Source organism: Gordonia sp. NPDC003422, from assembly GCF_053588675.1.
In genome coordinates, this window is the sequence record NZ_JBSFQL010000012.1 from 98,249 (window position 1) to 119,754 (window position 21,506).

Here is a 21,506-nt window from a genome sequence, read left to right on the forward strand (position 1 = left end):
GCGGAATGACCGCCGGGTGACTGGACCGACTGATCAGCGGGCCTTCTTCAGGCGCAGCTTGGAGTAGGTGATGCCGGCCAGGATCGCGCCGATGATCACCAGCACGAGCATCGCCAGCGCGAAGTTGGCGAAGGTCGACTCCCACAAGCCGTTGCCGGCGGCCTGGGGTGCGTAGGAGTTGATGTAGGTCAGGTCCACCGAGGCTGCCGACGCCACGTACCCCCAGAAGGACGGGAAGATCCACGAGATCTGTTCCAGGCCCGGCTTGTCGAGAGCGAACAGGCCACCGCAGAACACCAGCTGCACCATGATCACGATGACCAGCGGTGGCATCACCTGCTCATTGGACTTCACCATCGACGAGATGGCCAGTCCGACAAGGGTCGACACGCAGGCCAGCGCCGCGATCGAAATCACCAGGTCTATCGGCGGGCTGATGAACGGTCCGCCGAACTCGGGTATGCCGCGGCCCGCAAAGCAGATGGCGACCATCACGATGCTCTGCAGAACGGCAGCAGTGAAGAACACGAGGATCTTTGCCCACAGGTAGGCGCCCGGTCGGAGGCCGACCGCGCGTTCGCGTTCGAAGATGTCGCGCTCACCCACCAGATCGCGCACGGTCAACGCGGCGCCCATGAAGGCAGCCCCGACGACGAGCACGACCAGGATCTGCACCGCCTCACCGGCATCCTTGGGTGGCGGCACGCCCGGTGGATGGTTGGGATCGCCGACGAGCCCAAAGCCGTTCGAGCCGGGAATCACCAAAGTCAGCGCACCCAGCACCACCGGCAGCAGAACCAGGAATGCGAGATACCCGACGTCGGCGAAGATCAGTCGGACCTGTCGGCGCGACACGGTGCTCGACTGACGCAGGAAACTGGTGTGCGGTATCGGGATCGGCGGTCCGGGTGGACGCATCGGTGGCGGAGGTCGGCGGCGGCGGCGATTGCGGTCGAGGAACCGCATGTGGGCGGTGTCGGGTTGATCGGCGACAAAGGAGAAGATCTCGGCCCAGTCGTCGGTGCCCATCGCGCCGCGGACCTGTGCCGGCGGTCCGCAGAACGCGGTCTTGCCGCCCGGGGCCAACAGCAGCACCTGGTCGCACATCGACAGGTAGGTCAGCGAGTGGGTCACCACCAACACCACGCGGCCGGCATCGGCGAGGCGGCGCAGCGTCGCCATCACCTGACGGTCGAGCGCCGGATCGAGCCCCGACGTCGGTTCGTCGAGAATCAGCAGCGACGGACCGGTGAGCAACTCCATTGCCACCGAGGCACGCTTCTGCTGGCCACCGGAGAGTTTCTCCACCCGGGTGTCGACGTGCTCGGTGAGTTGGAGCTCGGACAGGACACCGTTGATGACGTTGTCGCGGTCGGCCTTGCTGAGGTCGGGTGGCAGTCGCAGTTCTGCGGCGTAACGCAGAGCCTGACGCAGGGTCAGTTTGTGGTGCAGCACATCCTTCTGCGGCACCATTCCGATACGGGTGCGCAGGGCGTCGTACTCGGCGTGGACGCTGCGGTTCTCGAAGGTCACCTGACCACTGGTGGGCGCGTTGAGACCGGCGACGATCTTGGACACGGTGGACTTACCCGCGCCCGACGGTCCGATGATGGCGGTCAGCGTGCCCGGGCTGGCGCTGAACTCGACGTCGGCCAGCAATTGCTTCCCGCCGTCGACCACCAGACTGACGCCGTGCACATGGACACCGCCGGCCACCGCTTCGCGAGCCTGACCGCGGATGAGGGTGCCGCCGGACACCACGAAGTCACTGTTACCGATGGTCACCACGTCGCCGTCGGTGAGCTGTGCCTGGCCCACCCGTCGCCCGTTCACGAAGGTGCCGTTGACGCTGTTCAGGTCGGCGATGACCAGCCCGGACTGCCCGGTACTCACCCGGGCGTGGTGGCGGGAGGCCAGCACGTCGCTGACGACGATGTCGTTGTCCGGGGTACGACCGATGGTCTGGACACCGCGCAGCGAGATCGACTCACGAGCGGGCGGGGTGTCGGCGCCCGGCAGTCGGTACACCGCCGACACGTTCTGTTGGAGTGACTGCAGGTGTGGTGCGTTGCGCAGTTCCTGCGGCATCGGTTCGACGCCGTTGTCGCGGGAGTACGCTCCGGGCGCGGGAACGCGCATCGGCATGCTGCCCGACCCCGGGCCGGCCGGCGGACCGGGACGAAACCCACCGGACGGCGGGGGCGGGCCGCCAGGCCCGACCGGGTCCAAGGCGAGATCGAGGACCGGGCCGGTCACCGCGTCGCCGATACGCACCTGAACCGGGCCAGACACGGTCAATTCCGGGATGCGTCGACCGTTCAGATAGAAGCCGTTGGTCGAACCGGTGTCGACCAGACACCACGCAGTGACGCGCCACTCGAGCGCCAGATGATGCCGCGACACCATCGGGTGGTTGATCACAATGTCGTTGTCGGGGGTGCGGCCGATCGTGATCCGTTGGCGGTCACCGATCGGGTGCACCTGACCGCCGTCGACGGTCACGCGCCCGCGCGTCATGGACATACTGTTCATCACCGAATGACTCTAGTGCCTGATCGCGAGGTCCACACCGCACCTGTCGGCCGGTCGGCCGACCCGCGTGTCGCGCCGCTCGACTACAAGTACTGGCCGGTGTTGGTCTCGGTGTCGATCGCGCGGCTGGCACCCGAACTCTTGCCGGTGACCAGGGTGCGGATGTACACGATCCGCTCACCCTTCTTGCCCGAGATACGGGCCCAGTCATCGGGATTGGTGGTGTTCGGCAGGTCCTCGTTCTCCGCGAACTCGTCGAGGATCGAGTCGAACAGGTGCTGGACCCGCAGTCCCGGCTGACCGGTCTCGAGCTGCGACTTGATCGCGTACTTCTTGGACCGGTCGACCACGTTCTGGATCATGGCGCCCGAGTTGAAGTCCTTGAAATACATGATCTCCTTGTCGCCGTTGGCGTAGGTGACCTCCAGGAACCGGTTGTCGTCGCTCTCGGCGTACATGCGCTCGACGACCCGCTCGATCATGGCGTTGATGCAGGCCGTCCGGTCGCCGCCGAACTCGCCCAGATCGTCGGCGTGCACGGGCAGTTCTTCCACCAGGTACTTGGAGAAGATGTCCATCGCCGACTCCGCGTCGGGGCGCTCGATCTTGATCTTGACGTCGAGGCGGCCGGGCCGCAGGATCGCCGGATCGATCATGTCCTCGCGGTTGGAGGCGCCGATGACGATGACGTTCTCCAGGCCCTCGACACCGTCGATCTCGCTGAGCAGCTGCGGCACAACGGTGGTCTCCACGTCCGACGAGACGCCGGAACCGCGAGTCCGGAAGATCGAGTCCATCTCGTCGAAGAACACGATCACCGGAGTGCCTTCCGAGGCCTTCTCGCGTGCCCGCTGGAAGATCAGGCGGATGTGCCGCTCGGTCTCGCCGACGAACTTGTTGAGGAGCTCGGGACCCTTGATGTTGAGGAAGTAGGACTTCGCTTCCTTCGCGTCGTCGCCGCGCGCCTGCGCGATCTTCTTGGCGAGCGAGTTGGCCACTGCCTTCGCGATGAGGGTCTTGCCGCAGCCGGGCGGGCCGTACAGCAGGACGCCCTTGGGCGGACGCAGCGCGTAGTCGCGGAACAGGTCCTTGTGCAGGAACGGGAGTTCGACGGCATCACGGATCTGCTCGATCTGGCGGCCGAGACCACCGATGTCCTCGTAGCCGACGTCGGGAACCTCCTCGAGGACCAGGTCCTCGACCTCGGCCTTCGGGACGCGCTCGAACGCGAATCCGGCTTTGGTGTCGATCAGCAGCGAGTCACCGGGACGCAACTTGCGCCGCTTGCCGTCCTCGCCGTCGACGTCACCGAGCAGCGGTTCGGCGAGCCAGACCACGCGCTCCTCGTCGGCGTGCCCGACCACCAGGGCCCGCTGGCCGTCGCCGAGTACCTCGCGCAGTGTGCTGATCTCGCCGACAGTGTCGAACTCACAGGCCTCGACGATGGTCAGGGCCTCGTTGAGGCGCAGCGTCTGACCCCTGTGCAGGGTCTCGGTGTCGATGTTGGGCGAACACGTGAGCCGCATCTTGCGCCCGGAGGTGAACACGTCGACCGTCGAGTCGGCTTGCACCTCCAACAGGATCCCGTAGCCGCTGGGCGGCTGTCCGAGGCGGTCGACTTCCTCTCGGAGCGCCACCAACTGCTGGCGGGCGTCCTTGAGGGTGTCGAGAAGTTTGGCGTTGCGCACGGTGAGGTTGTCGACACGTTCCTGCAGCGCGTGGACATCCCCGGCGGGTGTGTCGGCTGCAGGCCTGCCGAACGGCGCGCGCTCGCTCCCGCTGCGTGGCAGCGGCGGGGTGTAGGCAGGAGTGAAATCCTCGTCGGATGCACTTGCGCTCTCGGGAACCCTGCGGTCACCCGTGGGGGCATCGTGGCGGTCAGATTCGGTCATTGCTGACTCCTCTCCCCGGCAATCATCCGATCCCTCGATCGAATGCTTGCGCCGTGTCTCCACGCTACCGGGAGCGCTCGTAAATCGCCCTCCACCGCGCGAATGGTGATGTTGACGGTGTGTTAAATATGCGTCTTCTCAACGTATTCGCGATGTTTCGACGCGTAAACCGACTTCCCGGTCACCCCTTGCTGGGACGCCGCTGCGGCCGCAAGGTGGTGGTGCCGTCGGCAAGTCGCCGAGCGGTGATGAGAAATGCCGTATGGCCTTGCATTTTGTGCTCCGGACGCACCGCGAGACCCACCGCGCTCCACTCGCGGACCAGCGATTCCCACGCCCGGGGCTCGGTCCAGCACTCCTGATCGCGCAGGGCCTCGACGATTCGCGACAACTGGGTGACCGTTGCCACATAAATCGTTAGTACTCCACCTGGTTTCAAGGCCGTTCGAACCACGTCCAGCGGCTCCCAGGGCGCCAACATGTCCAGAACGATGCGATCGAATCGCTCGTCGGCGGGGAGATTTGCGAGGTCGTCGACGATCAGTGTCCAGTTCGCGGGCCGCTCACCGAAGAAGGTGTCGACGTTGCGCACCGCATGCTCGGCGTGGTCGGCGCGAACCTCGTAGGACACGACCTCACCCTGCGTACCGACAGCACGCAGCAGCGAGCACGTGAGCGCACCAGAGCCGGCACCGGCCTCCAGAACCCGCGCACCGGGGAACACGTCCCCCTCGACGACGATCTGCGCCGCGTCCTTCGGGTAAATGACCTGGGCGCCACGCGGCATCGACAGCACGTAGTCGACGAGGAGTGGGCGCAGCGCGAGGTACTGCGTCCCGCTGGTGGCCGAGACGATGCTGCCCTCGGGCGCGTCGACCAGGTCGTCGTGGGCGATGGCGCCGCGATGGGTGTGGAAGAGCTTGCCGGCCTCGAGGTGGACCGTGAACTTGCGACCTTTCGCATCCGTGAGCTGTACGCGGTCGCCGATGGCGAACGGGCCGGAGGTGGGCACGTCAGGTCCTTCCCGACTCGTGAAGTGCGCTCGCGGTGGTGTCGCGGCGCGAAACTGTCTGTACGGCGTCTTACCCTGCCAAATGTGAGTACAAGTGTTGAAGCCGGGTCTGAGCAACGTGGACTGGTCGGCCGCCCGTTGGCACTGTCGCCGTCGCGTGCGTCCGATTTCAAGCAGTGTCCCCTGCTGTACCGGTACCGCGCGATCGATCGCTTCGCCGAGACGCCCACCCCGGCGCAGACACGCGGCACGGTGGTCCATGCTGCGCTCGAGAACCTCTTCGACATGCCGGCCGCGCTGCGCACCCGTGAATCCGCGGATTTGCTGGTCGAAGGCGCCTGGGCCGCGCTGTGCGAGGCCGACCCCGAACTCGCGCAGGTGGTCGCCCATGGTGACGACACCAAGTTCCTGGCCGATGCGCACAAGCTGATCGCGACCTACTACACGATGGAGAATCCGACCGCCTTCGACCCGGACGCCGTGGAGCATCACATCGAGATCGAGTCGGGGCAGGTCCGGATGCGGGGATTCATCGACCGGATCGATGTCGCGCCCACCGGTGAGATCAGGGTGGTGGACTACAAGACCGGACGCTGCCCGGGTGAGGCGTTCGAATCCGCAGCGCTGTTCCAGATGAAGTTCTATGCCCTCGCGATCTTGCGCACCCGAGGTGTGGTGCCGCACCGACTGCAGTTGATGTACCTGTCCGACGGTCAGCAACTCACCTACACCCCCGACCGCGACGAACTCGAACGATTCGAACGCACCCTGGTGGCGATCTGGAAGGCCATCCGGGTGGCGGTGGCCACCGGCGACTTTCGGCCGAAGCGGTCGCGGCTGTGTTCGTCGTGCGAGCACCGCGATCGCTGCCCCGAATTCGGTGGAACCATCCCGCCCTATCCGGGACCACCAGTCGGATTCACGGCCGACTGACAAGACCGATTTCGGCACCCGGTGACACACGACTATGACGACCCCCATAAAGTGACGACGTGGAGTATTCGTCCTACTACGAACCGATTGCCGCACCGGACTACGAGGCCGACGGTCACGAGTATTACCAGCCGACGCCGGCGACCCTGAGCGTCTGGGCCCCGGAGATCCAGCACGGCGGCCCACCCGCAGGCCTCCTGATGCGCGCCATGCTCCGCTGTGCGCCCGACCCCGACCAGCACTTCACGCGCGTCACCACCGAGATCCTCGGCCCGATCGGGCTCGGCGTCAACAGGATTCGGGCGCGCGTACTGCGTCCGGGACGACAGATCACGCTGATCGGCGCCGATCTGGAAGTGCAGCAGCCCGACGGTGGTTTCCGGACAGCGGCGCAGTCCGTGGGCTGGCGCATGCGGCTCGCGGACTCCGCTCCGATCGAACGAATTCCATTGCCCGCCTTGGCCACAGGTCCCGATGACGTGGATTCGGTGATCGGAGTGACTGCCGACGAATCGCTCGGTGTCGACTGGGGCACAACCGGTTTCATCGGAACCGTGGAATCGGCCCGCGTGGAGGGACGCACCGGCGACACACCGGCAGTGTGGCTGCGCCCGGCCATCGACCTCGTCGCCGATGAGCCGATTGCCGACCTCGAATCGATCTTCACCGTCCTCGACGTGGCCAACGGGCTCGGCACCCGGCTGCGGCCCGACGAGTGGACCTGGATGAACACCGACACCACTGTCCACCTGACCGCCGCGCCCCGCGGACACTGGCTCGGCATCGACGCCGACATGGCCACCGGGCGCCACGGCTTCGGCGCCACCTTCGCCGACCTCTACGACGTCGACGGGTTCATCGGCCGGTCGGCGCAGACCGTGCTGCTCAATCGCAACGCGTGAGCAAGACACTCCGAGCCGGACCTGGAAGCAGGCAGAGCTCGGCCTCGTCGCAAACCGCACGTGGTGCCAGAAACCGCGGGTGGTGCCAGAAACCGCTGGCGCGCCCCTGGTTTCTGGCCAGACACGCGGTTTCTGAAATCGCGACACGCCCAAAGGTCAGCGAGCGGCTCGCCAAACTCGTCGGCTATCTGTACGTCCCAGCCCGACCACGTGCACTGTGCATTTGACTGGGCTCCCAGGTACAGATTTCCGCAGTTCAGGAGGCCGAAGACAGTCTCGTCGACTCAGAAGCGACAGGACCGGATGTCGGTGGCGAGGATCGCCTTCGCGCCGAGTTCGGAGAGCTTATCCATCAGGTTCTGGTGGTCCTTGCGCGGCACCATGGCCCGGATTGCGACCCAGTCGGGATCGGCCATCGGAGCCACCGTCGGCGACTCCAGGCCGGGGGTCAGCTTCGACGCCTCGGCGAGCAGCGAACGTGGGCAGTCGTAGTCGATCATCACGTACTGCTGACCGAAGACGACGCCCTGCACGCGCGCGACGAACTGCCGGGCGGCCTTGCCCCGCTCGGCGCCGGCCCGCGAGATGAGGACCGCCTCGGAGTCGCACAGCGTCTCGCCGAAGGCGACCAGCCCGTGCTGGCGCAGCGTGCGTCCCGAGCCCACCACGTCGGCGATCGCGTCGGCGACGCCGAGCTGGATGGAGATCTCGACCGCACCGTCGAGGCGGATGATGTCGGCCTCGATTCCCCGCTCGGCGAGATCGGCGCGCACCAGATTCGGGTACGACGTCGCGATCCGCTTGCCGGCGAGGTCGTCGACAGTCCAGGTCTGATTGCCGGGAGCGGCATAGCGGAAGGTCGACGAGCCGAAGCCCATCGACAACTCCTCGTCGACCGCGGCACCGGAGTCACCGGCAAGGTCACGGCCGGTGATGCCGAGATCGAGGGTGCCCGCGCCGACGTAGATGGCGATGTCCTTGGGGCGCAGGAAGAAGAACTCGACGTCGTTCGCGTTGTCGAGAACGGTGAGGTCCTTGGCGTCGGAACGCTTGCGATATCCGGCCTCGGCGAGCACCGCCGACGCCGATTCGGAGAGCGCACCCTTGTTGGGAACGGCTACGCGCAACATGATGTGGTCCTTAATGATTGCCGGGATGAGTGACGTGTGCGCCGGGAGTCGGGTGCGTGCACCGACTCCCTACAGATGGCGGTAGACGTCTTCGAGCGACAGTCCTCGTTTGATCATCATCACCTGCGCCCAGTACAGGAGTTGTGAGATCTCCTCGCCGAGCGACTCATCGGACTCGTGCTCCGCGGCGAGCCACACCTCGCCCGCCTCTTCGAGGATCTTCTTGCCGAGCGTGTGCACACCGGCATCGAGTGCCGCGACGGTGCCGCTGCCGGCCGGCCGGGACTGTGCCTTCTCGGTGAGCTCGCCGAACAACTCCTCGAATGTCTTCACGGTCTCTCAGTGTTTCATGCCCGGTCACGACACCTCTGCGCAGGTCGCCTCAGAAGGCTCGCGCCTCCTGCATCGACAGGACGAAGCCGTGCGCGGAACGTGCAAAGCACGTCATCCCGGTGACACGCGACACGCACAAGTAGCCGTGGGCCGATATCGAGTGGTCGTACGGCAAGGCTCTCGCCTCGTAGCCGACAAAAACGCCCTGATTGAAGCATGCGGGCATCACGGCGGCGCCGCGCAGGAAGAAGCCGCGGCTGAGCGTGTGGGCCGGATACATCGAGTTGCCGCGACAATCGGCACCGGCGGGTACCGGGGCGTTCTTGGCCTGACAGCCGGCGCTGTAGTCCACCGAGCCAAAACGGCACCGGATGTTGCCAGTGGGCGAGGTGAAGTAGACGTCGTCACCGTTGCGTTGTCCACTTCGGAATTGAGACGGGTCGACGGGTTCCGGCGTTCGCTGTTGGCGCTGCGGGTTCGGGGACGCAGTTCGGGTCGTCGACGCAGACGACACCCCCGGGGGCTGCGACGCGGTGACAGTGACCGTTGCGGTCGAAGTGGCGCTGGTTGTCTCCGATGTCGGCGTGCACCCCGCGAGGACGACGCAACCCATCAGCCCAGACATGGCCAGCACACCCGCGGATTTCACCCATGAACCACGTCGCATGTCTCGCTCCGATCTGTCCGGCTCCTGCCATGGTCGTCGGATCCGCGAGAAGAATCGTTAGCAGTTCGAATCAGCTGGGCCGCGTCGTCACTCCGTGGAATGCGTCGGTCAGGTCATGGCCGGACAACCCCACGAGAGATTCCCGGAAGCGACGCAACGCCCCGTCGGGGACCGGCGCGGCCGAGGGCACCACAAGTGTCGGGCAGCCTGCCGTGGTGGCCGCGTCGGTGCCCGCAGGCGAATCCTCGACCGCCAGACATTGGTCGGGCCGACGCCCCAGGAGTTCGGCCGCGCGCAGATAGGGATCGGGCGCGGGTTTGCCCCGTTGCACCTCGTCGCCGCAGACGGTCACCGCAAACCGGTGACGCCCGATGGTGTCGAGGGCGACCTCGGTGAGTTCACGCACCGTGTTGGTGACCAGGGCCATCGGAATCCCGGCGTCCCGAACCAGATCGAGCGCTTCCGTAGCGCCGGGACGCCACGGGAGATCCTCCTGAAACAGGACCGCGACCGTGTCGAGCAGCCATCGGGAATCACCCGGGACGTCCCGGTCGGAGACCGCGACGTCGGCCGCCGCATAGATCTTGCCCATGGCGTCGGGCAGTGAGTTGCCGAGTGTCGACTCGCGCAGCGCGGGACTCATGACTATGCCGTTGCGCAGCGCGAACCGTTCCATCGCGATGTCCCAGATCGGTTCGGAATCGAGCAGCGTCCCGTCCATGTCCCAGAGGACCGCGTGCGGGCCGGTCGGCCGGTCGGCGTCAGAGGTGGTCACCTCTGCATCATCGCAACCCACGATTCGGTCGTCGCGTCGGCGGGGTAGAACAGTTCGATCGTCATCTCCTCGAGTGTGATGTCCCGCGGAGAGCCGAAGGTCGTCAGCGTGGAGAAGAACGAGAGGACGACGTCGCCGAGTTCGAGTTCCAGGGGAACGATCAGCATCGGGTCGGGCGCCGGCGATGCGTCGCGGTCCAACGCCCGCACCGTCGAATAGGTGCCGATCTCATCCTCGAGGTCTGCCAGGCGCGGATCGCCGGTGACGCGGGTCAGCCGATGGAGCAGATCGACGAGGTAACGGCCCCAGACGTCGAAATTGCGTGTCATCCCGGCAAATCCGTCCGGATGCAACGAGGCACGGAACAGGTTGAACGGCGGGCCCTGGAGATGTTCGGGCAGCGACGCCGTCAGGACATTCGCAGAGTCGTTGGCCAGCACCACATTCCATGTCCGGTCCAGTGCCACACCGAAATTGGGGTTGTGCGCGTCGAGAACCCGCTGCACCGAGTCACGTACTCGGGTCATCGCATCGGCGGTGATCGGTTCCTCCGAGTACCGCGGCGCATGACCCGCGGCCAGCAACAACGAATTACGTTCCCGCAGTGGAATGTCGAGCCGGTCGGACAGCGCATCGATGAGCGACGGACTCGGTCGCGATTTGCCGGTCTCGACAAAGCTCAGATGGCGAGGGGACACCCCGACGTCATAGGCGAGATCGAGCTGACTGATCGAACGATGCGCACGCCAGCGCCGCAACATCGATCCCACGGGATTGGCCCCACCGGTCACCGTGTGCATGGTGGCCATCGTAGGCGGCCGAGGTAGCGGGTTCGACTACCTCGCAGGTAGTGGACTCGGGGACACCATGGCAGCACGCTCGGCGCATGAACCCCGAGAACGCTCCACACGTCGTCGTCTCCCCCGCCATGGGCGTACGCGCCCGCTTCTATCGGCCGCTGATCGACGCCCTGGTCGAGCACGGCTGGACTGCGAGCGTCGCACCGCGCCGCGGCATCGAATCCGGTGACGTCGGACCGGCCCGCCGCCGTGACTGGTCCTACGCCGACGAGGCTCACGACCTCGGCCGCAAGGTTGCCGACTGCCGTGCTCTGCACCCGGACCGACCCATCCTTGTGCTCGGCCACAGCATGGGCGCGCAGTTGTGCGCACTGGTCGCGGCCGGTCGGGGTACCGATGGTTCCCTGCTTGACGGATACGTGATCATCGCCGGATCGTTGCCGTGGCGCCGGTACTACCCGCGCGGCGGGATGGTCGAATACGCCGTTGCGGCAACCGTTCCGCCGACCACGGCGATACTCGGGTACTGGCCCAAGGCAGGATTCGGCGGGCCCACTCCGCGGACGCTGATGCGTGAGTGGGCCCGGATGGTCCGATCCGGTCGCGTTCCGTGGACCGCGGCTGCGCAGCTGGCCGGACCGGTACTCGCGGTGCGTCTCGACGGCGATTCGCTGGTGACACCGGATGCGGCGTCGGCCCTCGAACGTCACTTCGACGCCGGGGCCCGAACCGTCTGGACCTACGGCACTGACGCCTGCCCGCCCGATGGATCCCTCGACCATCTCCGCTGGGTGCGGACCCCGGAACCGGTGGTCGAGCGCATTGTCGCGTGGTGGTCGATCAGTCGCGGATCGACCGCGCAGTACGACGGAACACGCTGAGGACCGCCGAGACCACCCCGAGCACCGCGAGACCCATCATCGACGCATAGACGGCGAGTGCGCCGTCGCCACGGCCCGAGGTGTAGCCGTCGCTTCCGCCCCGCGGACCGGGTCCCCCGCCGGATCCGGGTCCACCGCCGCGACCTCCACCGGCATTACCCCCACCACCTCCGAAGCCGCCGGGGCCCCGACCTGGACCGTTGCCATCGGGCGCCGTGCCCGAACCACGACCCGGACCACCCATCATCTGCCCCTGGTCACCGGTCAACGACGAGTGATAGACACCGATCGCCGAGGCCTGCACCAGGATCGGCACGAGGACGAACCAGAGCGGTAGGTAGAATGCGGCCACCACGGTGAGCACCTCCGCGGTGTAGAAATACCGATCGTGCATCGCCGGCAGCAGGAACGGCACGATCACGGCCGAGGCGGTGGTGACCACCAGAATCGACGTCGGGGTCACGGCGGGCCGTTTCCACACCGACCAGGCGAGGAAGGCGAGGATCACCGTCGCGGCCAGCGCGATTCCCAGGTGGGCCAACCAGGTGGCGTCGCCGGCGATCGGGATCAGTTGATACAGGTTGGCGGCACCCAGCGTCAGTTGTTTGTAGGAGTCGGTCTGGTCGAGATACACCGACAACGCCTCACTCCACGGCGCACCCGCGAGAACCGCAGGCATTACGAGCGCGACGAACACCGCCGGGATCGCGAGCAGCGTGTACCACGGGATGCGGCGTCGGATCAGCAGCCAGGCCAGGACCGGCAGCACGAACACCGCTTGCAGCTTGAACGACAGCGACAATCCGAAGAACACGCACGCCCACACCGAGTTCCCTACGTACGCCGAGTGGGTGATCCCCTTCATCTGCGCGCGCAGCAGGAAGTACACACCGCCGAGTGCCAACGCCGAATAGATGGCGTCGGCCTGACCCCAGTAGGCGCTGTTCGCGATCACCGACGGTAGGAGCGCCACGACACCAAAGGCCAACGCCCGCAACCAGAATCGGTCGGTCCGCAGCCCGACGATCCGGTAGGCGAAGAGGGCGAGCACGAAGTCGAAGACGATCGAGACCGCCTTGATGCCGACCAGCGGCGGGATGCCCGCGACGGTCAGCCCATAGATCAGATAGAGGTACGGATAGTTGTAATCGGCGAACCGGGATGCGAAGGCAGAGAATCCCTGGCTGTCAAGAGTGTCGTACCAGCGGCCGAGAAACGCACGATAGTCCAGGGTTTCGACGTCGAGGAAGCGGATGCGGACACCCAGTGCGATCACGACCACTGCACCGATGACGGTCCATCGGATCCATCGGGGCGGATCGGAGACGAGACGCCGTACGTCGGACCCCGACGAGGGTGCCCTTGCGTCGGTGGTCAGGTGCGCAGGAGGTGCCGCCGCGACGGCCTCGGCTGTGGTCATGCTTCCACTGTGGTTGCCGAAGCTGGGAATCCGGTGTCAGCGAACTGCGAGCTTCACGATGGTGCCGCGGGTGTTGTGATGCGCTCTCGCGTTGCCGTGACAGTGCGCGCAGCCCACGGCCCGGTCGCAACGAAAGCCAGAACCAGCAGCACGACGCCGCAGATCGCCATCACCAGCCACACCGGTGCGGAAGCCGACGCCAGTTGCGATTCCCCGCCGTCGCCGAGCCGCGCGAACGCAAGAGCACCGAACACCGCGACACCCAGGGATATACCCACCTGACGGCTCGTCGAAGCTATCGCCGACGCAACGCCGGCCTGATCGCGCGGCATACCGGACACGGCCGCGTTGGTGATGGGCGCGTTGATCATGCCCATGCCCACTCCGAGGGCCAGATACGCGAATCCGAGGTACCACAGGCTCGTGTCGTTGGAGATCTGCGTGAGCATGAGCCCGCTGACCACGACGGCCACGCCCGAGATCACCATCGGAGTGCGGGATCCACGCTCGGCCACCAAGCGGCCCGACACGGGCGCGAACACGCCGTTGGCGACCGCCATCGGCAACGTCATCAACCCCGCCTCGAAGGGCGTGAATCCACGCCCTTGCTGGAGGTAGAGGGTGTTGAGCAGGAGGAACCCGCCCATCGCGCTGAAGGCGACGATCGCGCTGATCACCGAACTGCTGAACGGCACGCTGCGGAAGAATCGCATGTCGAGCAGCGGCTCGACGCGCCGGTTCTCCACCACGACGAGGGCGACGACGGAGATCGCCGCCATGACGAAGACGCCGATCACGACGCCTGAGGTCCAGCCCAGCGTGCGGCCCTCGATGATGCCGAAGGTCAGCGTCGCGAGAAACACGAGGATGAGCACCTGCCCGAGCGGATCGAATCTCCGGGCCCGCGGCGCCTTCGATTCGGGAATCAAGATGGCAGTCAGAACGAACGCGGCCAGGCACACCGGGACGTTGAGCCAGAAGATGGCCTCCCAGCCCACACCGTCGACGAGTGCACCGCCCACCAGTGGCCCGACCGCCATGCTCACTCCGATTGCCGCGCCCCACATACCGATGGCACGCGCACGTTCCTTCGGGTCCGTGAAGGTGTTGGTGATGATCGACATGGCCACCGGATTCAGCATCGACCCGCCGACGGCCTGGATCATCCGAGCGCCGATGAGCATCTCGGGCGAGATCGACAGCGAACAGAGAATCGACCCGATCCCGAACACCGTGAGTCCGACCTGGAAGATGCGCTTGCGACCGAGACGATCACCCAGCGAGCCGCCGAGCATCAGCAAACTGGCGAGCACCAGCGTGTAGGCGTCGATCACCCATTGCAGCTGCGAGGGCGTCGCTCCCAGATCCGAACTGATCGACGGCAATGCGACGTTGACGGCCGAGACGTCGATGCCGACGATGAACAGGCTCAAGCAACAGGTCGCCAGGATGGCGAGCCGCCGACGCCTTCCGAGAGTGGATATGTCACCGCCCGGTGCCGAGTACGTGCGAATGTTCATGCGCCTGTCGACATCCCCTCTGTTGACATCCCCTCTGCCGCCTGTTGCAGCAGACCGAGGAGACGACCGAGTTCCCGGCGTCCGTCGGCGTCGAGCGCCTCGAACATGGTGGGGGCCACGCTCGGGTCGGCCGCGACGTCGGCAACGATCCGCGCGCCATCAGTGGTGATGGTGACCAGCCGGGATCGCCGGTCGGTCGGGTGCGGCTCCCGGGTCACCAGACCGCGGGAGACGAGGTCGTCGACGATTCCACTCGCCGCCGGCGCGTCGACCCCCAGCCGGGCCGCCAGTTCGCGTTGCGGCATGGCCTTCACCGCGATTCGCCGCAGCGCCCGAAACCGGCTGAAGGGCATGTCGGTCAGCTCACTGATCCGGGCATGCGCGCCCGACTGATAATCGCGCACGAGACTGTTCATCGCGAACCACAGTTCGGTCACGGCCGGGGCAGCCTTGTCCGAGTCGGTTGTAGTCATACAACTGTTGTATTCCTACAACTACTTCGTGTCAACCCCTCGGCCCGGAGATCACGTGTTGAAGTACTTGGCCTCGGGATGATGCAGCACGAAGGCATCGGTGGACTGCTCGGGATGCAGTTGCAGCTCCTCGGAGAGCTCAACCCCGATCCGCTCGGGTTCGAGCAACTCCATCATCTTCGCCCGATCCTCGAGATTCGGGCATGCACCGTAGCCGAAGGAGAAACGGGCACCGCGATACTCGAGGTCGAAGAAGCCCTGCGCGTTGTCCGGATCCTCGCTGTCCATGGCGCGCTCGCCGAAACGAAGCTCACTACGCACCCGCTGATGCCAATACTCGGCCAGGGCCTCGGTCAGCTGCACGCCGATGCCGTGCACCTCGAGGTAGTCGCGGTAGGAGTCGGCGGCGAACAGTTCGTTCGCGAAGTCCGCGATCGGCTGCCCCATGGTGACCAACTGGAATGGCAACACATCCACCCGGCCATCCAGCTGTGCAGCCTCTCGCGAGCGGATGAAGTCCGCGATGCACAGAAAGCGCGACCGATGCTGGCGTGGGAAGTCGAAACTGAACCGCACCGGCGCGTCCGGGGTCGGCTCGGTCAGCACGTGCACGGTGTCGCCGTCGCTGATCGCCGGGAAGTACCCGTACACCACCGCCGCGTGCTGCAGGATGCCCTCGGTCGACAGCCGGTCGATCCAGTGGCGCAGACGCGGGCGTCCTTCGGTCTCCACGAGCTCTTCGTACGACGGACCTTCGCCACCGCGTGCACCGCGCAGACCCCACTGCCCGAGGAACAATGCGCGCTCGTCCAGCAACTGCATGTACTCGGCGACCGGAACACCCTTCACGATGCGGGTACCCCAGAACGGCGGCTCGGGAATGTCGTTGTCGGCGACCACATCCGAGCGCGCAGGCACCTCCACCGGCTCTTCGGCGGCCTTACGCTTGGCCGCGATGCGCTTGGACCGGTCGTGGCGGGCCTTGCGTTCGGCGGCCTTCTCGGCGGCGGCGATCGCCTCGGGGCTGTCCGGGTCGGGTCCCTCCCCGCGTTTGGTCGCCATGATCTCGTCCATCAACCGCAGTCCCTCGAAGGCGTCGCGTGCGTAGTGCACGTCGCCCTCATAGGTTTCGGACAGATCGTTCTCCACGTACGAGCGAGTGAGAGCCGCGCCACCGAGCAGCACCGGATAGGAGTCGGCAAGCCCGCGGGCGTTGATCTCCTCGAGGTTCTCCTTCATCACCACGGTCGACTTCACCAGCAGACCCGACATGCCGATGACGTCGGCCTTCTTGTCCGCGGCGACGTCGAGGATGGTGGTGATGGGCTGCTTGATGCCGATGTTCACGACCTCGTAGCCGTTGTTGGACAGGATGATGTCGACGAGATTCTTCCCGATGTCGTGGACGTCGCCCTTGACCGTCGCCAGCACGATGCGGCCCTTGCCGTCCTCGCCCGTCGACTCCATGTGCGGTTCCAGATGTGCCACAGCGGTTTTCATGACCTCAGCCGACTGCAGCACGAACGGCAACTGCATCTGCCCGGAACCGAACAGCTCGCCGACGGTCTTCATGCCCGAAAGCAGCGTCTCGTTGATGATCGCCAGCGGCGGCTTTTCTGTCATCGCCGTGTCGAGGTCGTCTTCGAGGCCGTTGCGTTCACCGTCGACGATGCGCCGTTCGAGCCGTTCGAACAGCGGCAGCCGGGCGAGTTCGGCGGCCCGCGATTCGCGCGCCGACGCCGCCGACACCCCCTCGAAGAGCTCCATCAGTTTCTGCAGCGGGTCGTAGGCAGGTGCGTCATCGGTCGCCGGACGCCGACGGTCGTACACCAGATCGAGCGCGACCTCGCGCTGCTCGTCGGGTATCCGCGCCATCGGCAGGATCTTCGACGCATGCACGATGGCGGTGTCGAGGCCTGCCTGCACGCACTCGTGCAGGAACACCGAGTTCAACACCTGCCGGGCAGCCGGGTTGAGCCCGAACGAGATGTTCGAGATGCCGAGGGTGAAGTGCACGTCCGGATGTGCCTCGTGGATGCGGCGGATCGCCTCGATGGTCTCGATGCCGTCGCGGCGGACCTCCTCCTGACCGGTGGAGATCGGGAAGGTGAGGGCGTCGATGATGATGTCCTCTTCGGCCAGACCCCAGTTCCCGGTGATGTCGGCGATGAGGCGTTCGGCGACCCGGATCTTCCAGTCCGCGGTGCGCGCCTGCCCTTCTTCGTCGATGGTCAGTGCAACGACGGCCGCACCGTGCTCGACGACGAGCTCCATGATGCGGGTGAACCGCGATTCCGGCCCGTCACCGTCCTCGTAGTTGACCGAGTTGACCGCGCAGCGGCCACCGAGGGACTCGAGTCCGGCGCGGATCACTTCGGGCTCGGTGGAGTCGAGCATGATCGGCAGCGTCGACGAGGTCGCGAAACGCCCGGCCAGCGCCGTCATGTCGGCGGCACCGTCGCGTCCGACGTAGTCGATGTTGAGGTCGAGCATGTGCGCGCCGTCGCGGGTCTGATCCTTCGCGATGTCGAGACAGCGCTGGTAGTCCTCGGCGAGCATCGCATCGCGGAAGGCCTTGGAGCCGTTCGAGTTCGTGCGTTCGCCGATCACCAGGAAGCTGGCGTCCTGGTCGAACGGAACCGCCGTGTACAGCGACGACGTCTCCGATTCGTGCTCGGGAACGCGGACCGCGGGTGTGGCGTCGGCGACCGCCGCGACGACCTGCCGGATGTGTTCGGGAGTGGTGCCGCAACACCCACCGACGAAGCCGAGTCCGAACTCGGAGACGAACGACGCCAGCGCTTCGGCGAGCTCGCCGGGTGTCAGCGGGTATTCGGCACCGTTGGGTCCCAGAACGGGCAGACCGGCGTTGGGCATCACAGATACCGGGACCCGGGCATGTCGGGACAGGTAACGCAGGTGTTCACTCATCTCGGCCGGCCCGGTGGCGCAGTTGAGGCCGATCATGTCGATCCCGAGGGGTTCGATGGCCGTCAGAGCGGCACCGATCTCCGAACCGAGGAGCATGGTCCCGGTGGTCTCGACCGTGACGTGCGAAATGATCGGGATGCGACGGCCGAGTTCGTCCATGGCGCGACGTGCGGCGACCACCGCAGCCTTGACCTGCAGGAGGTCCTGGGAGGTCTCCACCAGGATCGCGTCGGCCCCGCCGTCGAGCATGCCGGCAACACACTCGTAGTAGGCGTCGCGGATGACGGCGAAGGTGGTGTGGCCGAGGCTGGGCAGCTTGGTCCCGGGTCCGATCGAGCCGAGCACATAGCGATCGGTGCCGTCGGCCGAGCGACCCATCTCGTCGGCGACCCCGCGAGCGATCGCGGTGCCCTTGTAGGCGAGTTCCCGAATGCGGTCGGCGATGTCGTAATCACCCAGATTGGAGAGATTGCAGCCGAAGGTGTTGGTCTCCACGGCGTCGGCCCCGGCCTCGAAGTAGGCGCGGTGGATTCCCTCCAGCACGTCGGGGCGGTTGTCGTTGAGGATCTCGTTGCAGCCCTCGAGGCCGTTGAAATCGTCCAGCGTGAGGTCGGCGGCCTGCAGCATGGTGCCCATCGCTCCGTCGCCGATGAGCACGCGCCGCGACATCGCCGACATGAATGTCGTGTCGAAGTCGGCGTGCGGTGTGCGGTGATCGGAGGACATGGTGGTCAGCGTAGTTCGCTCTCTCTCGGGGTTCGGTCGTAGGCTGGTTCGGTGAACGCTGAGCAGATGCCGAATCTTCCCCAGCTGCGCCGTCCCATCCTGCTGGCAGCCTTTGAGGGCTGGAACGACGCCGGTGACGCTGCGAGCAGCGCTGTCGAGCACCTGGCGTTGATGTGGGACGCCGAGCCGCTCATCGACATCGACTCGGACGAATACTACGACTTCCAGGTCAACCGACCCACCATCAAGCAGATCGACGGTGTCACCCGCCGCATCGACTGGCCCACGACGTCGATCTCGTACTGCAGCCCGGTCGGTGCCGACCGTGACATCGTACTCGTCCGCGGAATCGAGCCGAACATGCGCTGGCGCGGCTTCTGCGCGGAGATCGTCGAACTCGCAGACCGCCTCGGCGTCGAGACCACCGTGATGCTCGGCGCACTCCTCGCCGACACTCCGCACACCCGCCCGGTGCCGGTCACCGGCAGCGCCTTCAGCAGCGAGTCGGCCGCCCGCTACAACCTGGCCGAAAGCCGCTACGAGGGCCCGACCGGCATCACCGGGGTCCTGCAGGACATGTTCGTGCAGGCCGGGATGCCCGCGGTGTCGTTCTGGGCGGCCGTCCCCCACTATGTGTCCGCCCCGCCCAACCCCAAGGCGACGGTCGCGCTGCTCACCCGGGTCGAGGAGGTACTCGACATCGAGGTCCCGCTAGGCGCGCTGCCGGAGCAGGCCGAGGACTGGGAGCAGGCCGTCACCGAGATGACCGAGGACGACGAGGAGATCGCCGAGTACGTCCGGGGTCTCGAAGAACGTGGTGACGCCGAGGTCGACACCGACGAGGTCATGGCGAAGATCGACGGCGATGCGCTCGCGGCGGAATTCGAGCGCTACCTCAAGCGGCGTGGTGGGCCGGGATCGTTCGGTGGTTGATCGGTCCGGAGCCAGCCGGGGCTAGCCGATTTTCTCGATCGACACCACCGGCGTGGTGATGCGCCAGGTACGCACGTCCGGGTCGTCGGCGGCCCGAACCCAGAATTGCGCCGACTCCCCCACCCGGCACGACTTCACGCCGAGCAGCGGAATGTCCTCGGAGTCGCGCCGCAGTCTGCTGACGGTCCACTCTTCGTCGTCAGTGCCACCCACGCCGGGTGCGCGCAACAAAGTCTTGTCGTCCAGGTCGAGAAGATAGGTCGACGTCCGGGTGACGACAGTCCACACCCCGGAGTCGGTGTCCGGCTTGATCTCCTGCACGCGAGCCACGCGAGCACTGTACCGACTCGCGGCCGCAACCACACTGCAGGGTTTGTCAGATGATCTCGACGCCCAGTAGCGCGTCGACGGCCCTGGCCAACTCGCCGGGCGCGTCGGCGAAGCCGCCGATTCCGAGTTCGACGTCGGCACACCAAGCGTCGAGCGCGGCAAGCGCTTTCGGGGTGTCCAGATCGTCGGCGAGGTGTTGACGTACGCGGGCGATCACGGGTGCGGCATCCGGACCCGACGTGGCCGCCGCGGCGGTACGCCACCGCTGCAGACGCTGCTTGGCCGTGTCGAGGACCGCGTCGGTCCACATGCGGTCGGCGCGATAGTGATCCGCGAGCAGTGCCACCCGGATGGCGGCGGGGTCGACGCCGGCGCGCCGCAGCGCGGACACGAACACGAGGTTGCCGCGGCTCTTGGACATCTTCTCGCCGTCGAGGCCGACCATCCCCGTGTGCACGTAGTGCCGGGCGAATCGGCGCGCCCCGCGCAGAGCCTCGCCGTGCGCGGCGGAGAACTCGTGATGGGGAAAGATCAGGTCGTTTCCGCCGCCCTGGATGTCGAACTCGATCCCGAGCCGGTTCAACGCGATGGCCGCACACTCGATGTGCCAGCCGGGCCGGCCTGGGCCGAAGGGCGACTCCCACGACGGCTCACCCGGACGCACGGCTCGCCACAGAGCGGCGTCGAGCGGGTCCCGTTTACCCGGGCGGTCGGGGTCGCCGCCGCGTTCGGCGAAGAACTTCTCCATCGTCGCGCGGTCGTAGCCCGACTCGTATCCGAACTGTTCGGTCGCGTCGGCGCGGAAGTACACGTCGGGGAACTCCGGGTCGTCGACGACATAGGCCGCTCCGGAGGTCAGCAGTTTCTCCACCACCTCGACGACCTCGCCGATCGATTCGATCGCACCGATGTAGTCGCGCGGGGGTAGGACGCGCAACGCGGTCATGTCATCGCGGTAGAGCTGGATCTCGCGGCTCCCCAGCTCGCGCCAATCCACCCCGTCGCGTTCGGCCCGCTCGAACAGCGGATCATCGACGTCGGTGATGTTCTGCACGTAGTGCACGTCGTGCCCCTGGTCGCGCAGCACCCGGTTGACCTGATCGAAGGTCACATAGGTGGCCGCGTGGCCGAGATGGGTGGCGTCGTACGGGGTGATGCCACAGACGTACATCCTCGCCGTCGGGCCGGGCGCCACCGGCCGAATCGCGCGGTCGGCGGTGTCGTAGAGGCGGAGTGCTGGAGAGTCCCCGGCTACCACCGGGACATCTGGATCGGGCCAGGACTGCATGCCTCCACTGTATTGGCAGCCTCCCGGT

The 21,506-nt window shown here is 66.3% G+C and carries 18 protein-coding genes; 4 read left to right on the forward strand and 14 right to left on the reverse strand.

All coding sequences use genetic code 11. The features are described from left to right. Nucleotides 1-33: 33 nt before the first annotated feature. The 3 genes from ACWDTF_RS12330 to ACWDTF_RS12340 all read right to left on the reverse strand — a co-directional run bounded on the left by ACWDTF_RS12330 (nt 34) and on the right by ACWDTF_RS12340 (nt 5,436). On the reverse strand, nt 34-2,517 hold the full coding sequence (locus tag ACWDTF_RS12330; RefSeq protein WP_449754452.1) for an FHA domain-containing protein: 2,484 nt from the start codon (nt 2,515-2,517) through the stop codon (nt 34-36). A 98-nt stretch (nt 2,518-2,615) separates the two neighbouring features. Continuing rightward, nucleotides 2,616-4,424, reverse strand: a complete 1,809-nt coding sequence (arc, locus tag ACWDTF_RS12335) for a proteasome ATPase (RefSeq protein WP_240857294.1) — start codon at nt 4,422-4,424, stop codon at nt 2,616-2,618. 181 nt (nt 4,425-4,605) lie between these two features. Next, nucleotides 4,606-5,436, reverse strand: a complete 831-nt coding sequence (locus tag ACWDTF_RS12340; RefSeq protein WP_240857295.1) for a tRNA (adenine-N1)-methyltransferase — start codon at nt 5,434-5,436, stop codon at nt 4,606-4,608. An 84-nt stretch (nt 5,437-5,520) separates the two neighbouring features. Here ACWDTF_RS12340 and ACWDTF_RS12345 point away from each other — a divergent pair, with 84 nt between their 5' ends. Continuing rightward, complete coding sequence (locus ACWDTF_RS12345) at nt 5,521-6,369, forward strand: RecB family exonuclease (RefSeq protein ID WP_355273266.1); 849 nt, start codon at nt 5,521-5,523, stop codon at nt 6,367-6,369. A gap of 59 nt (nt 6,370-6,428) precedes the next feature. Further along, complete coding sequence (locus ACWDTF_RS12350; RefSeq protein ID WP_240857297.1) at nt 6,429-7,271, forward strand: thioesterase family protein; 843 nt, start codon at nt 6,429-6,431, stop codon at nt 7,269-7,271. A 284-nt stretch (nt 7,272-7,555) separates the two neighbouring features. On the opposite strand, the gene hisG is transcribed toward ACWDTF_RS12350, so the two are convergent. The 5 genes from hisG to ACWDTF_RS12375 form a co-directional block, all read right to left on the reverse strand. Next, the gene (gene hisG / locus ACWDTF_RS12355; RefSeq protein ID WP_240857298.1) at nt 7,556-8,401 is read right to left on the reverse strand and encodes an ATP phosphoribosyltransferase; all 846 of its coding nucleotides are present in this window, start codon (nt 8,399-8,401) and stop codon (nt 7,556-7,558) included. A gap of 69 nt (nt 8,402-8,470) precedes the next feature. Next, nucleotides 8,471-8,734 carry a phosphoribosyl-ATP diphosphatase gene (locus ACWDTF_RS12360; protein ID WP_240857299.1) on the reverse strand — a complete coding sequence of 88 codons (264 nt, stop codon included), beginning with the start codon at nt 8,732-8,734 and terminating at the stop codon, nt 8,471-8,473. A gap of 49 nt (nt 8,735-8,783) precedes the next feature. Then, the gene (locus ACWDTF_RS12365) at nt 8,784-9,401 is read right to left on the reverse strand and encodes a DUF6636 domain-containing protein (protein ID WP_449754448.1); all 618 of its coding nucleotides are present in this window, start codon (nt 9,399-9,401) and stop codon (nt 8,784-8,786) included. A 70-nt stretch (nt 9,402-9,471) separates the two neighbouring features. Beyond that, nucleotides 9,472-10,176: an HAD family hydrolase gene (locus tag ACWDTF_RS12370; RefSeq protein ID WP_308221027.1), complete on the reverse strand. Its 705-nt coding sequence runs from the start codon at nt 10,174-10,176 to the stop codon at nt 9,472-9,474. Continuing rightward, nucleotides 10,173-10,985 carry a helix-turn-helix domain-containing protein gene (locus tag ACWDTF_RS12375; RefSeq protein WP_355273256.1) on the reverse strand — a complete coding sequence of 271 codons (813 nt, stop codon included), beginning with the start codon at nt 10,983-10,985 and terminating at the stop codon, nt 10,173-10,175. The genes ACWDTF_RS12370 and ACWDTF_RS12375 overlap by 4 nt, the downstream gene beginning before the upstream one ends. A gap of 77 nt (nt 10,986-11,062) precedes the next feature. Here ACWDTF_RS12375 and ACWDTF_RS12380 point away from each other — a divergent pair, with 77 nt between their 5' ends. After that, nucleotides 11,063-11,857 (forward strand): alpha/beta fold hydrolase, encoded by a 795-nt coding sequence (locus tag ACWDTF_RS12380; protein WP_355273253.1) that lies wholly within the window; start codon nt 11,063-11,065, stop codon nt 11,855-11,857. On the opposite strand, the gene ACWDTF_RS12385 is transcribed toward ACWDTF_RS12380, so the two are convergent. From ACWDTF_RS12385 to metH, 4 genes are read right to left on the reverse strand one after another with little or no spacing between them, the layout of a single operon-like run. Next, complete coding sequence (locus ACWDTF_RS12385; RefSeq protein WP_449754449.1) at nt 11,817-13,277, reverse strand: hypothetical protein; 1,461 nt, start codon at nt 13,275-13,277, stop codon at nt 11,817-11,819. The genes ACWDTF_RS12380 and ACWDTF_RS12385 overlap by 41 nt on opposite strands. Before the next feature lie 53 nt (nt 13,278-13,330). Further along, entirely contained in the window at nt 13,331-14,797 is a 1,467-nt protein-coding gene (locus ACWDTF_RS12390) for an MFS transporter (protein WP_240857304.1), read from the reverse strand. Continuing rightward, nucleotides 14,794-15,270 carry a MarR family winged helix-turn-helix transcriptional regulator gene (locus ACWDTF_RS12395; protein WP_355277450.1) on the reverse strand — a complete coding sequence of 159 codons (477 nt, stop codon included), beginning with the start codon at nt 15,268-15,270 and terminating at the stop codon, nt 14,794-14,796. Before ACWDTF_RS12395 ends, ACWDTF_RS12390 begins: the two co-directional genes overlap by 4 nt. Nucleotides 15,271-15,321: 51 nt before the next feature. Next, on the reverse strand, nt 15,322-18,927 hold the full coding sequence (gene metH / locus ACWDTF_RS12400) for a methionine synthase (protein ID WP_449754450.1): 3,606 nt from the start codon (nt 18,925-18,927) through the stop codon (nt 15,322-15,324). Nucleotides 18,928-18,978: 51 nt separating this feature from the next. Between metH and ACWDTF_RS12405 the strand changes: the two genes are divergently transcribed. After that, entirely contained in the window at nt 18,979-19,860 is an 882-nt protein-coding gene (locus ACWDTF_RS12405; protein WP_240857307.1) for a PAC2 family protein, read from the forward strand. A gap of 21 nt (nt 19,861-19,881) precedes the next feature. Here the strand turns inward: ACWDTF_RS12405 and ACWDTF_RS12410 are convergent, their stop codons facing one another. Beyond that, nucleotides 19,882-20,190 (reverse strand): hypothetical protein, encoded by a 309-nt coding sequence (locus ACWDTF_RS12410; RefSeq protein ID WP_240857308.1) that lies wholly within the window; start codon nt 20,188-20,190, stop codon nt 19,882-19,884. Between the two features lie 46 nt (nt 20,191-20,236). Beyond that, nucleotides 20,237-21,478: a cysteine--1-D-myo-inosityl 2-amino-2-deoxy-alpha-D-glucopyranoside ligase gene (gene mshC, locus ACWDTF_RS12415; protein ID WP_240857309.1), complete on the reverse strand. Its 1,242-nt coding sequence runs from the start codon at nt 21,476-21,478 to the stop codon at nt 20,237-20,239. Nucleotides 21,479-21,506: the final 28 nt, after the last annotated feature.